This is a genomic window from Cedecea sp. Ae19-4 (assembly GCF_059801165.1).
Genome location: NZ_JBCHWG010000001.1, coordinates 1497626 through 1512441, shown reverse-complemented (window position 1 = coordinate 1512441; position 14816 = coordinate 1497626). Strand labels below are relative to the sequence as shown.

The 14816-nt window shown below is 55.1% G+C and carries 12 protein-coding genes; 5 read left to right on the top strand and 7 right to left on the bottom strand.

The window, feature by feature from the left end:
• Positions 1 to 2: 2 nt before the first annotated feature.
• Positions 3 to 2045 (bottom strand): choline transporter, encoded by a 2043-nt coding sequence (locus tag AAIE02_RS07245; protein WP_008458860.1) that lies wholly within the window; start codon positions 2043 to 2045, stop codon positions 3 to 5.
• 291 nt (positions 2046 to 2336) lie between these two features.
• Between AAIE02_RS07245 and betI the strand changes: the two genes are divergently transcribed.
• The 4 genes from betI (at position 2337) to pptA (ending at position 6458) form a co-directional block, all read left to right on the top strand.
• A complete protein-coding gene (gene betI, locus AAIE02_RS07240) occupies positions 2337 to 2930 on the top strand; it encodes a transcriptional regulator BetI (RefSeq protein WP_008458862.1) in 594 nt (197 codons plus the stop codon).
• 17 nt (positions 2931 to 2947) lie between these two features.
• Complete coding sequence (betB, locus tag AAIE02_RS07235) at positions 2948 to 4420, top strand: betaine-aldehyde dehydrogenase (protein ID WP_498532262.1); 1473 nt, start codon at positions 2948 to 2950, stop codon at positions 4418 to 4420.
• A 19-nt stretch (positions 4421 to 4439) separates the two neighbouring features.
• Positions 4440 to 6125 (top strand): choline dehydrogenase, encoded by a 1686-nt coding sequence (betA, locus tag AAIE02_RS07230; protein WP_498532261.1) that lies wholly within the window; start codon positions 4440 to 4442, stop codon positions 6123 to 6125.
• A gap of 102 nt (positions 6126 to 6227) precedes the next feature.
• On the top strand, positions 6228 to 6458 hold the full coding sequence (gene pptA / locus AAIE02_RS07225; RefSeq protein WP_039293536.1) for a tautomerase PptA: 231 nt from the start codon (positions 6228 to 6230) through the stop codon (positions 6456 to 6458).
• 27 nt (positions 6459 to 6485) lie between these two features.
• On the opposite strand, the gene AAIE02_RS07220 is transcribed toward pptA, so the two are convergent.
• From AAIE02_RS07220 to tyrP, 4 genes are all read right to left on the bottom strand, one after another.
• On the bottom strand, positions 6486 to 6983 hold the full coding sequence (locus AAIE02_RS07220; RefSeq protein ID WP_336981206.1) for a P-loop nucleotide/nucleoside kinase family protein: 498 nt from the start codon (positions 6981 to 6983) through the stop codon (positions 6486 to 6488).
• A gap of 103 nt (positions 6984 to 7086) precedes the next feature.
• On the bottom strand, positions 7087 to 8184 hold the full coding sequence (locus AAIE02_RS07215; protein WP_336981203.1) for an ABC transporter substrate-binding protein: 1098 nt from the start codon (positions 8182 to 8184) through the stop codon (positions 7087 to 7089).
• A gap of 1 nt (position 8185) precedes the next feature.
• Positions 8186 to 10327 carry a TonB-dependent siderophore receptor gene (locus AAIE02_RS07210; protein WP_336981201.1) on the bottom strand — a complete coding sequence of 714 codons (2142 nt, stop codon included), beginning with the start codon at positions 10325 to 10327 and terminating at the stop codon, positions 8186 to 8188.
• 191 nt (positions 10328 to 10518) lie between these two features.
• On the bottom strand, positions 10519 to 11730 hold the full coding sequence (tyrP, locus tag AAIE02_RS07205; protein WP_166863892.1) for a tyrosine transporter TyrP: 1212 nt from the start codon (positions 11728 to 11730) through the stop codon (positions 10519 to 10521).
• 246 nt (positions 11731 to 11976) lie between these two features.
• On the opposite strand from tyrP, the gene AAIE02_RS07200 reads away from it, so the two are divergent.
• Positions 11977 to 13086, top strand: coding sequence for an ABC transporter substrate-binding protein (locus AAIE02_RS07200; protein WP_498532260.1), 1110 nt, complete (start codon positions 11977 to 11979; stop codon positions 13084 to 13086).
• A 97-nt stretch (positions 13087 to 13183) separates the two neighbouring features.
• On the opposite strand, the gene AAIE02_RS07195 is transcribed toward AAIE02_RS07200, so the two are convergent.
• Both AAIE02_RS07195 and AAIE02_RS07190 read right to left on the bottom strand, forming a co-directional pair.
• Complete coding sequence (locus AAIE02_RS07195) at positions 13184 to 13636, bottom strand: SgcJ/EcaC family oxidoreductase (protein ID WP_008458880.1); 453 nt, start codon at positions 13634 to 13636, stop codon at positions 13184 to 13186.
• Positions 13637 to 13825: 189 nt separating this feature from the next.
• A complete protein-coding gene (locus tag AAIE02_RS07190) occupies positions 13826 to 14803 on the bottom strand; it encodes a Rossmann-fold NAD(P)-binding domain-containing protein (protein ID WP_498532259.1) in 978 nt (325 codons plus the stop codon).
• Positions 14804 to 14816: the final 13 nt, after the last annotated feature.

Below are 14816 nucleotides of genomic sequence, written 5' to 3'. Positions count from 1 at the left end.
CCCTACACGTTCGGGAACGTGATACTGTTCCCCGGCGCCTCGCGGTGCAGGTGGATAAAGTTCAGGTGGCGTTCGTACTGATCGAGAATGTCGATGATCACCTGTTCTTTGCTGTAGTCCATCAGGTCATTGCCCTGGCTGCCTTCCAGCAGGAAAGTTTCCAGCCGGTAATAGGTCGACTTCCCGCTGCGGGCGCGGTAGGTAAAGCCCGGCACCGAATACTTCTGCGGCCAAATCTGGTAGACAAAGTTTTGTTCGTCGCCCATATGCACCCGCAGTTCAAGGTGCCCCAGCTTCTCATCCGGCAGCGGTGGCTCAACGGAAAGTTCGACCTTCGCGCCGCGCAGTTCCAGTTCCTGAGAAACCTCTTCCATCGCCGGGTAGCAAACGGTATCCATCATCTTCTGCGTATAACGCGTGCCGGGGTAGTTCATCAGCCGGGAGAGGCGTTTTTTCCAGCCAAGACGATCCTGCGCGGTCATCATATACGGCGCGGTGTCGCGACTGGCGCTAACGCGGCGGTAATCTTCAATTTTTAGCGATTTATACAGCCCAGCCATCACGAAGAAGATCACGAAGCTGAAGGGCAGGCCCATAATCACCGTCATGTTCTGCAGCGCGGAAATGCCGTTAGTCATCAGCATCCCCATTGTCAGCAGGCCAATCGCAATGGACCAGAAGATACGCAGCCAGTTGGGCGCATCGCTGTTAATGTCCTTCAGCTTAGAGGTGAAGTTCCCCAGCACCAGCGCGCCGGAATCCGCCGAGGTGACGTAGAACAACAGGCCGGTGATCGTCGCCACCGAAGCGCTAAAGGTGAAGCCTGGATACTGCGCCAGCAGGCTGTAGAAGCCGCGCTCCGGGTGCGCCATCGCTTCCTGGGCAAAGGTGCCGTCGCCGTGAATGATTTCGTACAGCGCGCTGTTGCCGAACACCGAAAGCCACAGCAGCGTAAAGGTAAACGGAATAATCAGCGTGCCTAACACGAACTCACGAATGGTACGGCCACGTGAAATACGCGCCAGGAACAGGCCGACAAACGGCGACCACGCCACCCACCAGGCCCAGAAGAACAGGGTCCAGTTGTTCATCCATTCCACCGGGCGGTCGAACGCAAAGCTGTTTAGCGTCATGCCCATAAAGCGATTGATGTAATCGCCCACGTTCAGCACCAGCGCGTTGAGCAGAAATTCGGTATTGCCCATAAACAGCACGAACAGGATCAGGCCCAGCGCCAGCGCCACGTTCAGTTCGGAAAGCACGCGAATACCTTTATCCACGCCGGAGGTGACCGAAATAGTGGCGATAATCACCGACAGAACGATCAATGCCGCTTTAGCCCCCAGGCTGTCCGGGATGTCAAACAGCACGCTCAGCCCGTAGTTCAGCTGCACAACGCCGATCCCCAGCGTGGTGGCAATACCGAAAATCGTGCCGATCACTGCCGCGATATCCACCGTGTGCCCAATCGGGCCATTAATTTTCTTGCCGAAGATCGGGTACAGCGCCGAGCGAATCGTCAGCGGCAGATTATAGCGGTAGCTGAAATAGCCCAGCGCGATGCCCATCAGCGCATACATCGACCAGCCGGTCAGGCCGTAGTGGAACAGCGTCCAGACCATCGCCTGGCGCGCCGCCTCAATGGTTTGTCCGGCACCTTCCGGCGGCTGCATATATTGCGTCACCGGCTCTGCAACGGAGAAGAACATCAGGTCGATGCCTATCCCGGCGGCAAACAGCATCGCCGCCCAGCTCAGCACGCTGAATTCGGGCTTGGACTGTTCCGGCCCGAGCTTTATAGAACCGAAGCGCGAGCAGGCGATAAACACCACAAACACGATGTAGAGCGTGGCGGCAAGCAGGTAGTACCAGCCGAAGCGGGAGGAGACCCAGCTTAGCGTGTGGCTAATCAGATTCGCGGAGAAATCGCTATAAAAAATGGTCATCAGGGAAAAGCACAAAATCAGCCCGGCGGACGTGTAGAACACCACCGGGTTGATTTTGTCTTTTTCACTGGTAGCAGGAGCAGTAACGGGACTCGTCATCGATTACCTCAGGTTAAGTAACGGTGACTACTCAGATGAGCAGTTAAGTTTTTCTTGTGAATGCAGGTGAGATTGCTTTTTAACAATTCCATAATCAATTTATGGTCTTACATTGATGATTAAATTTAATTCATTGAATTTATTCAAATAAAATCCTCTGTCTTATTGTCTGGAACGCGAGTGTTTCTCTGTTTTCACGCCATTGCGTAACAATTAATACACATTTTATATTGAACGTTCAATCAATAAACGCTTAAATAGATAACAATTATTGATGAATGGAGCAGGGCGATGCCAAAAAAAGGTATGCAGCCGATAAGGCGAAGACAGCTCATCGACGCCACATTAAACGCCATAAATGAGGTCGGCATGCATGATGCCACGGTGGCGCAAATTGCCCGCCGGGCCGGGGTCTCGACCGGCATCATCAGCCACTACTTCCAGGATAAAAACGGCCTGCTGGAGGCCACCATGCGGGACGTCACCGCCCAGCTCCGCGATGCGGTGGTGGGGCGACTGAAAGCTTTACCTGGCGCTTCTGCCGAACGGCGGCTGTGCGCCATCGTGGACGGAAATTTTGACGAGACACAAACGCACAGCGCGGCGATGAAAGCCTGGCTGGCATTTTGGGCCAGCAGCATGCACCAGCCGATGCTCTACCGGTTACAGCAGGTGAGCAGCCGCCGCCTGTTATCCACGCTCACCGCCGAATTCAGGCGCGAGCTGCCGCAGGAGGAAGCCCGGCTGGCGGGCTATGGGCTCGCGGCGCTGATAGACGGCCTTTGGCTGCGGGCGGCCCTAAGCGGCAAACCGTTTGACCGCAAAGCGGCGAGCGTACTGACCACGCAATTCATCAACCAGCATCTTATTGCGGTGAAAAGCTAATTTAGCGAGGAGAAATCATGTCCCGATTGGGTGAACAAAAGCTCTATATCGACGGCGCTTACGTGAATGCGCTCAGCGGTAAAACTTTCGAAACCATCAACCCGGCTAACGGCGAAGTGCTGGCGGTCGTTCAGGCCGCTGGCCGGGAAGACGTTGACCGCGCCGTGGCTGCGGCGAAGAAAGGGCAGAAAATATGGGCAGCAAAAACACCCGTTGAGCGTGCACGCATTTTGCGCCGCGCGGTCGACATTCTGCGCGAGCGTAACGATGAGCTGGCCGAGCTGGAAACGCTAGACACTGGCAAAGCCTTCAGCGAAACCTCCGCCGTCGATATCGTCACTGGTGCAGACGTGCTGGAATATTATGCCGGGCTGACAACTACCTTGGAAGGCCAGCAGATCCCGCTGCGGGATACCTCATTCGTCTACACCCGCCGGGAGCCGTTGGGCGTTGTGGCCGGGATCGGCGCATGGAATTATCCGATTCAGATTGCGCTTTGGAAGTCTGCCCCTGCGCTGGCGGCTGGCAACGCGATGATCTTCAAACCGAGCGAAGTGACGCCGATTACCGCACTTAAGCTGGCAGAAATTTATACCGAAGCCGGGCTGCCGGACGGCGTCTTTAGCGTGCTACCAGGCGTTGGCGCAGAAACGGGCCAACTGCTGACGGAACACCCTGGCATTGCCAAAGTTTCCTTCACCGGCGGCGTAGCCAGCGGCAAAAAGGTGATGGCGAATGCCGCCGGTACCACGCTAAAACAGGTCACGATGGAGCTGGGCGGTAAATCTCCGCTGGTTATCTTTGATGACGCCGATCTCAACCTGGCGGCGGACATCGCGATGATGGCCAACTTCTACAGCTCCGGCCAGGTCTGTACCAACGGTACTCGCGTTTTCATCCCTGCGGCGCTGAAAGCCGAGTTTGAGCAGAAAATTGTGGCGCGCGTGGGCCGCATTCGTGCCGGTGACGTAATGGACCCGCACACCAACTTTGGGCCGCTGGTCAGCTTCCCGCACCGCGAAAACGTCCTGCGCTACATCGAATCCGGCCGTGAAGAAGGCGCGACGCTGCTGTGCGGTGGCGACAAGCTGCGCGGAGATGGGTTTGATAACGGTGCCTGGGTTGCGCCCACGGTGTTCACCGACTGCCGGGATGAGATGACTATCGTCCGCGAAGAAATCTTCGGGCCGGTAATGTCGATCCTTAGCTACGAATCAGAAGAGGAAGTGATTCGCCGCGCTAACGACACGGATTATGGCCTGGCGGCGGGCGTAGTCACGAACGACCTCACTCGTGCGCACCGCGTAATTCACCAGCTTGAGGCCGGGATTTGCTGGATTAATACCTGGGGAGAGTCGGCGGCGGAAATGCCGGTGGGCGGCTACAAGCATTCCGGCATTGGTCGCGAAAATGGCCTGATGACGCTGCAAAGCTATACGCAAGTTAAGTCAATCCAACTGGAGATGGGCACCTATCACTCAATCTTTTAACCCCACCTGAGGAGGATGAATGGAATTTGATTACATCATTATTGGAGCGGGTTCCGCAGGTAATGTTCTAGCTGCACGTTTAACGGAAGATCCCGATACCACCGTCCTGCTGCTTGAGGCAGGCGGCCCGGACTACCGCTTTGATTTCCGCACCCAAATGCCCGCGGCACTGGCGTTCCCGCTGCAGGGCAAGCGCTACAACTGGGCCTATGAAACCGACCCTGAGCCGTATATGAACAACCGCCGGATGGAGTGCGGGCGAGGCAAAGGGCTCGGCGGCTCATCCCTGATCAACGGCATGTGTTACATTCGTGGAAACGCGATGGATCTCGACAACTGGGCATCGATGCCGGGCCTGGAGAACTGGAGCTATCTGGACTGTCTGCCGTACTACCGCAAAGCGGAAACCCGCGATATCGGCCCCAACGATTATCACGGCGGCGAAGGCCCGGTGTCCGTTACGACGCCGAAGCAGGGCAACAACCCGCTGTTTCACGCGATGATCGAAGCGGGCGTTGAGGCGGGCTATCCGCGAACGGACGATCTGAACGGCTATCAGCAGGAAGGCTTTGGCCCGATGGACCGTACCGTGACGCCGAAAGGCCGCCGCGCCAGTACCGCCCGTGGTTATCTAGATGAAGCAAAGCGCCGGGAAAACCTGACCATCGTGACCCATGCAACCACTGACCGCATTATCTTTGATAATTTGCGTGCGATAGGCGTGGAATACCTGGTGAACGATAGCCCGGTGCATTCCGTGGCCAAAGCGCGCAAAGAAGTTTTGTTGAGCGCTGGCGCGATTGCTTCGCCACAAATTCTGCAGCGCTCTGGGGTGGGCGATGCAGAATTCCTGGCATGCCTTGAGATCCCTGTTGTTCATGACCTGCCGGGCGTGGGCGAAAACCTGCAGGATCATCTGGAAATGTACCTGCAATACGAATGCAAAGAACCTGTGTCGCTTTACCCGGCGCTGCAATGGTACAACCAGCCAAAAATCGGTGCAGAGTGGCTGTTCAACGGCACCGGCGTAGGCGCGAGCAACCAGTTTGAAGCGGGGGGCTTTATCCGCAGCCGCGAAGAATTTAGCTGGCCTAATATTCAGTATCACTTCCTGCCGGTGGCGATTAACTACAACGGCTCAAACGCGGTGAAAGAGCACGGTTTCCAGTGCCACGTCGGCTCTATGCGTTCCCCAAGCCGGGGCCGCGTGAAGCTGAAATCGCGCGACCCTCACGAGCACCCGAGTATTCTGTTCAACTATATGTCTCACGAACAGGACTGGCAGGAGTTCCGCGACGCGATTCGTATTACTCGTGAGATCATGCAGCAGCCCGCCCTGGATAAATACCGTGGCCGCGAAATCAGCCCCGGCGTTGACTGCCAGACGGACGAACAGCTGGATGAGTTTGTGCGTAACCATGCGGAAACCGCTTTTCACCCGTGCGGCAGCTGTAAAATGGGGCACGACGACATGGCCGTGGTGGATGAGCAGGGCCGGGTTCACGGCCTGCAGGGGCTGCGCGTGGTGGATGCTTCCATCATGCCGCAGATCATTACCGGCAACCTGAACGCCACCACCATTATGATCGGTGAAAAAATTGCCGATGCGATTCGCGGCAAAGCGCCGCTGCCGCGCAGCACCGCCAGCTATTACAAAGCGGAACAGGCGCCGGTCAGAAAAGCGCCGGCGCGAAAAATCCAGTAACCCTTCAAGGCCAGTGAAACTGGCCTTTCTTTTACTCGCCGCTTGCCCGATCCCCCTGTAAAGCAGTAAAACTACTGTTCAACAACAAAAAGGAGAATCACCGTGCCGCATATCGAAATCAAATGTTTCCCTCGTGAGCTGACCGAAGAGCAAAAACAGGCCGTGGCCAGCGAAATGTGTGATGTGCTGAAAAAGCACTTCGGCTCGAAGGACGAGTCGCTGTCCGTGGCGCTGAAAATGATCGATCAGGCGAACTGGAAAGCCGAAGTGTGGGATACGCAGATTGCGCCGGAGATGGATTCGCTGCTGAAAAAACCGGGTTACAGCCTTTAGTCAATTTTAAAAGGTGACAATGTCACCTTATGGGTAGCGGATTATCGTCAACCCTTCGCGCTCATCGGGCGCAACGAAGTAGCGGGTAATCAAATCAAACTGCGCGTCCGTAGCGGCAAAATCATGAGTTCCGCTGCTGTTGCGGGCGCGTAATCTCTCCCGGCAAACGTCATCGGGCACGTCCAGATAGTGCAGGCGATTATCTGCCCCGGCTTCATCCGCAATCGACTTCATCCACTGGCGGTTCGCCAGCGTATTCGCCGGGAAATCGAGCACCACCGAAAGCCCGTTCCTCAGCAGGGAAACAAGATGCGGCGTTAGCGCTTTTTTCAGTTTGCCTGAGCAGGCGACATAATCCGCCACGCTTTGCATTTGCTCGCCGTAAAGCGCCGCGAGCCAGCTGTCTTCGCTGACCAGAATAGTATCGGGCGTTTCCATCAGCTTTGCGCTCAGGGTGGATTTACCGGCAGCAATTTTGCCGCAGAGAAGATGAAGCGTGGGCTGAGCGGGGGACGAGTCTGTCATTGACACCTCATGGAAAGAAACAGATTTTCACTACTGTCTACCTGAGGGATGAAAGATACAACTAGTAAAATTGGCGGGCCAGAGCGGCTGACCCGCACACAGATTACTTCAGTTTCGTCCAGTAAGTGCCTGTTTCTTTCACCACCAGGAACTGCTGGTTCATCTCGTCCAGCGTTTGCTGCGGGTCCATATCCGTAAACAGCTGCGGATGGAACGTTTTGGCAAAGAACTCAACGTCCAGTAAATGCCACGGCGAGAGGTAGAAGTTATGCCAGACCGCCCAGGCTTTGTCGTTCTGGATAGCGTTCAGGTTAGAAATCACTTTCTGCTGGCTAAGCACCTGCGTAAAGCTTTGCTGCGCCTGAACGGCTGTGACTTCCGACCCCAATTTCAACCGGTCTGTTTGATCCGGCCCGGCGCTGCCGGTGGCGATGTAAATATCCGGGTTCACCGTCAGCAGCGCTTCCGGGGAAATCTTGCCATACACGCCGGGGAAGCGGCTCACGGCAATGTTATCCCCACCGGCAAAGGCCAGCAGATCCGCCAGGTTGCCGCGCCCGACGGTGGTGCAACAGTCGCTTTTATCCCCTAAATGCAGCTGCAACATTACCGTCGGCTTCACGGGTTTAGCCTCAGCCAGGCGTTGGGCAATTTTCGCCATGTGCTGCTGATAGAAGGCGATAAACTTTTCCGTTTTCGGCTGGTCGTTTAGCGCTTCGCCCAGAATACGCAGGCTGGGAACGGTGTTATTCAGCTGATCGACGCGGAAATCAACGTAAATCACCGGAATGTGCGCCTGCGTCAGCTGGGTAAGAAAGCTGTCGTGATTGCTCTCTTTTTTGGCGTAGATCGGCAGAATCACCAGGTCTGGATGCAGGGCGATAACCTTCTCCACGCTTATCTGCGAGAAGTTATTGTTGCCGATAGTCGGGATATCTTTGATAGCCGGGAACGCTTCGGTGTAGCGGTTCCAGGTCTGCGGATCCAGACGCTGCAGATCCGCAGGCCAGCCGACGACGCGCTTCGCCGGGTTACCGTCCTCCACCAAAGCGAGGGTGTAAATCATCCGGCTTTCGCCGACGACCAGGCGCTGCGGGTTATCCGGCACCTCAACTTTACGCTGCAGAATATCGGTTATCGTTTTGGCCTGACTGCCGGCGCTAAGCGCCAGCAGGGCCGCGAGCAACAGCGACTTTTTCATCTCAGAAGTCCACGCTGGCGGAGAGATAAGCGGTGCGCGGTTCACCTTCGATAACGCGCAGGTTACCGGCACTGGATTCATAGTACTCGCGGTTGAACAGGTTTTTGACGTTCAGCTTCAGCTCGGTATTTTTACCCAGCAGCTTGCTGTCCCAGGCCACAAACGCATCAGCCACGGTGTAAGCCGGCATGGTGAAGCTGTTTTCCGGGTCACCCGCGCGGCTGCCGACGTAACGCCCGCCGCCGCCCAGGCGTAATTCACCCGGCAGCCAGGAGAAACGCAGGGTGTGGCTGAGGTAAAGTCCGCCCATGGTCGTCGGGGCATTTACCAGGCGGTTGCCGACGTTCACCGGATTGACGTTATCTTCCACGATCTCAGTTTTGTCATAGCTGTAGTTCGCCGTCAGGTTCCAGTCCTGTGCAATTTCGCCGTTAAGCTCCAGTTCCGCGCCTGTAGAACGCGCTTTCGGGATGTTGCGGGTCACGCCGTTGATAAAGACCGACATGTCTTTTTCATCAATGCGGTAGAGCGCCAGGCTGCTGGTCAGGCGAGGTGCCATCTGCCATTTCGCGCCCACTTCCCATGTCGTCCCTTTTTCGGTGGACGCTACGTTGCCGTTGTCGTCCGTTTGCGTGGAAGGGGTGAACGACTTGCTGTAGCTGCCGTACAGCGACACGTCAGGCACGATTTTGTACACCAGGCCCAGCTGCGGCAGGAAGGCATTGCCCCGGTCCTCCAGCGTGGTTTGCGGGTTTACCCAACCGGCGCTGGAGGTCTGGGTATAGCGCTGCAGGCGGCCACCCAATACGGCAATCCACTGGTCGGTCAGATGAATGCTGTCTTTCGCAAACACGGAGCGGCTGTAGAGATTAGTGCGCAGGTTGCTGTTGGAATCGCTATAGGTGCTGCCGTTGGTGACCGGCGAGACGCCGTACACCGGGTTATACATATTGAAGGTTTTCGTCACCTTCCCACGGTACGAATACTTCTTGTAGGTTTCGTTTTGCTCGTAATCCGCGCCCAGCGTGATGTCGTGAGTCATGCCCAGCAGTTCAGGGCTGCCGCTGATGTCCCAGGACGCGTAATCCGTCTGGTGGTTAAAGCCACGGTTAGCATCCGCGCGACGGGAAACCAGGCCGCTGTTAGAATCGACCGCCGTGGCACGCACTTCGTTACTGTCGTAGCGGCGCTGCATCCAGGCGTAGTTCAGGTTCGTTTCCCAGGTGTCATCCAGCTTGTACGAGTAGTTGGTCGTCAGGCGTTTGTTTTTGCCCCAGGCATGGTTGGCGTAATCGTCAATGCGGCGGTCGTAAGGAATGTTGAGCGGTTTGCCGTTGATAAACGCCGTGCCGCGGTCGTACGGAATATCAAACTTATATTCTACGTAGCTGATATTGAAAGAGGCTTTGTCACCGTACCAGCTGAGCGACGGGGCAATCAGCGTGTGTTCGTCGGTGCCGAAATTCCGCCAGTAATCCTCATGCTGGCGTTCGGCGACCAGGCGGAAGGCGAAGCCGTTGCCGAGCGGGCCGGTGACGTCAACCATGCCGGACCCGCCGCCGTTGCTGCTGCTGGTGCCGCTGACGTGGGTGTTCCAGCTGTACTGCGGTTTCTTGCTGACGAGGTTAATCACGCCGCCAGGGTTCAGGATGCCATAGAGCAGGGAGGCCGAGCCTTTCAGCACCTCAACATGGTCGATGCTGGAATCCATCGCCAGGCCCTGGTTGCTGCGCACCCCGTCAATAAACACGGAGCCATCGCTGTTCGAGCCGAACCCGCGTTTGACAAAACCGTCCTCGATGCCGCCGAGAGTATTACTCTGCGTGACGCCGCTGACGAACTTCATCGCGTCATTGACCGAGGTCACCGCGTAGTCGTCAATCACCTGCGGCGTGACCACGCTAACGGACTGCGGGATTTCGCTGCGCGGCGTTTTGCTGCGGGAGGCGATGGAGGAGTCATCCTGGGTATAGCTGGTTGGTGAGCCGTCCGGGTTAGCGGTAGCGACCACGGTTAAGGTGTCTTCCTTCGGTTTGTCGGCGGCGAAAGCCGGAGCCCCAACAATGAAGGTTGAAATGATTAATAATTTTGAATTAACAAGTGCCTGGCGAACGAAAGTAGAACCAAAAGGAATGCGATTCATGATGTTGTTTATCTGAACTGAAGCGATTTTATAATGGGAATTAAGATGATAATAACAATAATTAGCATTTACAATATTAACTCTGCTTACATAATTACTGGTTTTATGTCCAAAATCCTGATGATTTAGCGGGGAATTAGCAGAAAAAATGAAGAACGCGGGACGAATGCCCCGCGTGAATATCGAGAGCGTTAACCGACTTCCGGCAGCAGGCCGACGGTAATCAGGAACTGAATAACAATCACCGCGATCCCGCAGGCAAAGACCAGCCCCAGCAGCGGCTTACCGCCCGTCACGCGCCACGTTGCCTCCGCATGCTGTTTGCGGCTTTGCCACACCAGCATCGACGGTACCAGCAGGGCAAGCACCGCCAGCGCAACGCCCGCATAGCCCAGCGCCATCACAAACCCCTGCGGGTAGAACAGGGCAAATACCAGCGGCGGCAGGAACGTCATCAGCCCGGTTTGCAGGCGGCCAGACGCTTTCCGGTTGCGGGCAAAGAGATCGCCCAGGTAGTCGAATAAACCCAGCGAAACCCCGAGGAATGACGTCGCCAGCGCAAAGTCGGCGAACAGATGAATCGCCAGCTCAACGTGAGGGGTGGCCACCACCTGACGCACCACCTGCAGGAAGCCGTTCAGCCCGGAATGTTCCGCCATCAGCCCGGTAAAGGTTGGCGAGTCAATGGCGCCGAGGGTGGCGAGTTGCCAGAAGATATAGGCCACCAGAGGAATAGCGCTGCCGACGATAAACACCCAGCGCAGCTTGCGAATATTGCCGTTCATGTAGCTGACAATGCTCGGTACGCTGCCGTGGAAGCCAAACGAGGTAAAGATGACCGGGATAGCGGAAAGCGCCAGGCCTTTCTCAATCGGCAGCGTGAGCAGGTTGGTGTGGTGGATATGCGGCATCATCAGGGCGAGCATTACCACCAGCAGAATGATTTTGGCGCTGAACAGCACGCGGTTAAACATATCGACCATGTGAGTACCGATGCAGACAATCCCACCCGCCACAACGGTAAAGAGCAGCACGCCGGAGGTAGCGGAGATAGAAGTGGACAGCCACTGGCTAAGGCTTGCCGCCAGCAGTTCACCGGCGCCGCTAATGTAGGCCGCCGTCAGGGCATACATCAGGAACAGCATACTGAACCCCGTTAACCACTGGCCGGGGCGGCCAAGGTAGCGCCGGGCGAGGGTACCCAGACCGGTGTCCGCCGGAACGTGCTGATACACTTCAACCAGCAGGAGTGCGGTGTAGCACATTAATCCCCAAAGGCCGACGAGCATCAGCAGCGTGACGCTAAACCCTACGCCAGCAGACGCCAGCGGCATCGCCAGCATGCCTGCGCCAATGGTGGTCCCCGCCACGATAAAAACACTGCCAAGAGTCCTGTTCTTCACGCTTTCCTCTGAATTTACGAAGAGCTGTATACATTTATGCCGCGCAGGGTAAGGGAAAAGCGTAGATGCGTCAAATGAGGGTTACGGGAGGTGTATCGATATATTTACGATTTTGCTTAAGTTTTTGTGACATTGTCACGTAATGAAATTAAACCAATCAGTGCTTGCCATACCGCGGGAAATTAAGGCTTTATTAATATAAATAGTAATAATAACTAATCTCTTTCTCATGGAGAGCATCAATCAATGAAAGCAAATTTGGTCCTGACAGGGTTACTGCTCGCTTCGGCGGGCTGCGGCGCCACCACTTACCCGATCACGGTTACCGACATGGATAACCAGCGTATTACTATCGAAAAAGAACCTCAGCATGTGATCCTGCAGGATGGGCGAGACATTTTGTCGCTTGCGCTGCTTGACCGTGAAGATCCGTTCAAACGCGTTGTAGCCTGGAATAACCTGCCGAAAAAACAGGACACCCAAACCTGGGATGTGCTGAAGGGCAAATGGCCCGAAGCCACCAAAATTATTGATATGGGCTTTAGCGATCAGGGCGAAGTCAACCTTGAGAGCGTGCTGGCGCAGCAGCCGGACATCATGATTGCGCAACTGCGAGCCAAGCCTGCGCTGGAACAAACCGGCGTGATTAAGTCCCTTAAAAAACTCAATATTCCGGTGGTGTTTGTTGACTATGAGCTGCACCCGGTGGAGAACACCGCCAACAGCGTGAAGCTGCTGGGCACCGTGCTTAATCAGGAACAACGTGCCAAAGAGTACACCGACTATTACCAGCAGCATCTGGCCCGCATAAAGCAGGTTGCTGACGAGGTGAAAAACAAACCTACGGTGTTTATTGAGCCGATCGCCGGTAACACCGAGAACTGCTGCTTTACCCACGGGCATAACGGCTGGGGCGCGCTGGTGGAAGCGGTAGGCGGGAAGAACATTGGTTCTAAACTGCTGCCGGGCAGCGCCGGGTTTGTGTCGATGGAGCAGATCATCGCCATGAAGCCTGATGTCTATATTATGTCCGGCTCTAAACGCCCGAACCCGAGCGTGTTGCCGTTTGGCTACGGCGGCACGCCGCAGGAAGTGAACGCGACCTTCAGTAAACTGCTGGCTCGCAACACCTTCCAGAACATCGAGCCGGTGAAAGAAGGCAAGATCTACGGCGTGTATCACCACTTCTATAATCACCCGTACAACATTATCGGAATGGAAATCCTGGCCAAAGACCTGTACCCGCAAAAATTACAGGATCTTGACCCTACGGCGGACTACCACCAGATAATCACGCAGTTCACGCAGATCCCTGACGATCCTATTCTGCTGAGTTACGCCTACAAAAAGCCATAATCGCTTTTCAAGAAACGAAACGCGCACGATTAAAGTGGCCCTGTTGGTATTCAGACAAGCCAATAAAGGCGGTGACAAACGTCACCGCCTTTATTAATTAAACTTCAGGCATCGCGGAAGAGTGGTGTGAAGAGATTTTCCAGTCGCTGCCATCCCAGGCGTAGGTGAAAGTGTATCGTGCAGAAACCGTCGTTTTATCCTCAAAGGTAAAGGTATAGGTCCCTACATCAATCGCTTTATTGCAGCCAATTCTAACCGTTCTGCTGTCAATTTTACCCACGGGCTTTTTCGCCAGAAAATGTTCAAAATAATCCACACGTTCGGCGTCCGTCAGACGTACCTGGTTTGACACAGTAGGCAATAACACCGCATCGGTAAGATACGTATCAGCGACTTTTTTAGCATCTCCAGTCTTTAGCGAGTCATTCCAGCGGTCGAACAAGCCTTCTATCGCGGCTTTGTCCACTTTCACACAATCCTTAGCGGGCGCGGCCCATGTGGAACCAGAAACCAGCAGTAATGAACCGATAAAAGCTGACACTTTCCTCATAACATTTCCCTTTTTTGAGTGTGGTTAAACTGCCGGGAAAGTATCAATAATTCCAGTTCGCAACAATGATCATTGTATATAGTTACATATATTTACTTATATTGATGCCTACGGCCTGAATCGTTTATAGGTGAGTCTTTCTTCATTAACGTGATGAATATAATGCAGGACCCTGCATTGATATTTTTCTTATTCGCGGGAAATGGCGATCCCGGCGTCTTTCATTTGCTGCAGCGCCGCAGCCATATCCAGCAGCATTTCAGCGGCAACCAGGCCTCCTTTTTCACTGTCTAGCATCGCCTTAATCACCGTCAGTACGCCAAAAGCGGTCATATGCGCCTGACCGTGTGGGTCAGAGGCAATCACGCGCTTTCTGACATGCTCGCCAGCATAATCCGTGCCGGCAATATCAACGTACAGGTCAATAGACGGCTTGCCATGCTGATGCATACCCATTGACGTACCCGCCGCGATATCCAGCCTGACCGAATTCGCGCTGGTTATAGCGGCCACCGCGGTGGTATCGAGTATGCTGAACGGCACGCCCTGAACCACTTCACCATTCTGGAGAGTGATATCCCGGGGAGTGGATGAATGCGTCCAGCTTCCTGACTCCCGAATCAGAGCCGAAGCAGGTTCATTGCCTAATTCGCTGCTGGAAAGTTCTCCCAACGGATCCGCCGGGTCATGAAGCGCGGAAAGCTGCACGCTATCAATAACGCTAAAATCAGCCGCAAGCAGGCTAACCAACGGTAAAAACAGGCCCGCTTCGTAATAGCCCAGGGGCACGACGGGCTGAGTCGGCCGATATCGCTGAGTTAAATTCAGCAGTGGCAAAATGGCGTCACCCGTTGCCTGGGTAATATTGATGAAGGCGATGTTATTTTTGATAGCAAACTCCGCCAGCAGGTTCTTAGGGTCCGGCACGGCGGCAATAATAAGCTGCGCGGTGGCGGCCTGCCCAGGTACCTCCGTTCCGGTGAGATCGATAAACGCCGGGTGTGCGAACCCCAGTTGCTCGATTAACTTCGCGCCTTTGGCCGGATTGCGGCCTGCAATCACCAGTTCAACCGCAGGAAAATGCTCACGAATCTGGCGGGCGATAGCTGATCCAATCATGCCGTAGCCACCGGCGATGAAGACTTTTTCTAATTTAATGTTTTTCATCTTAAAACCTCGT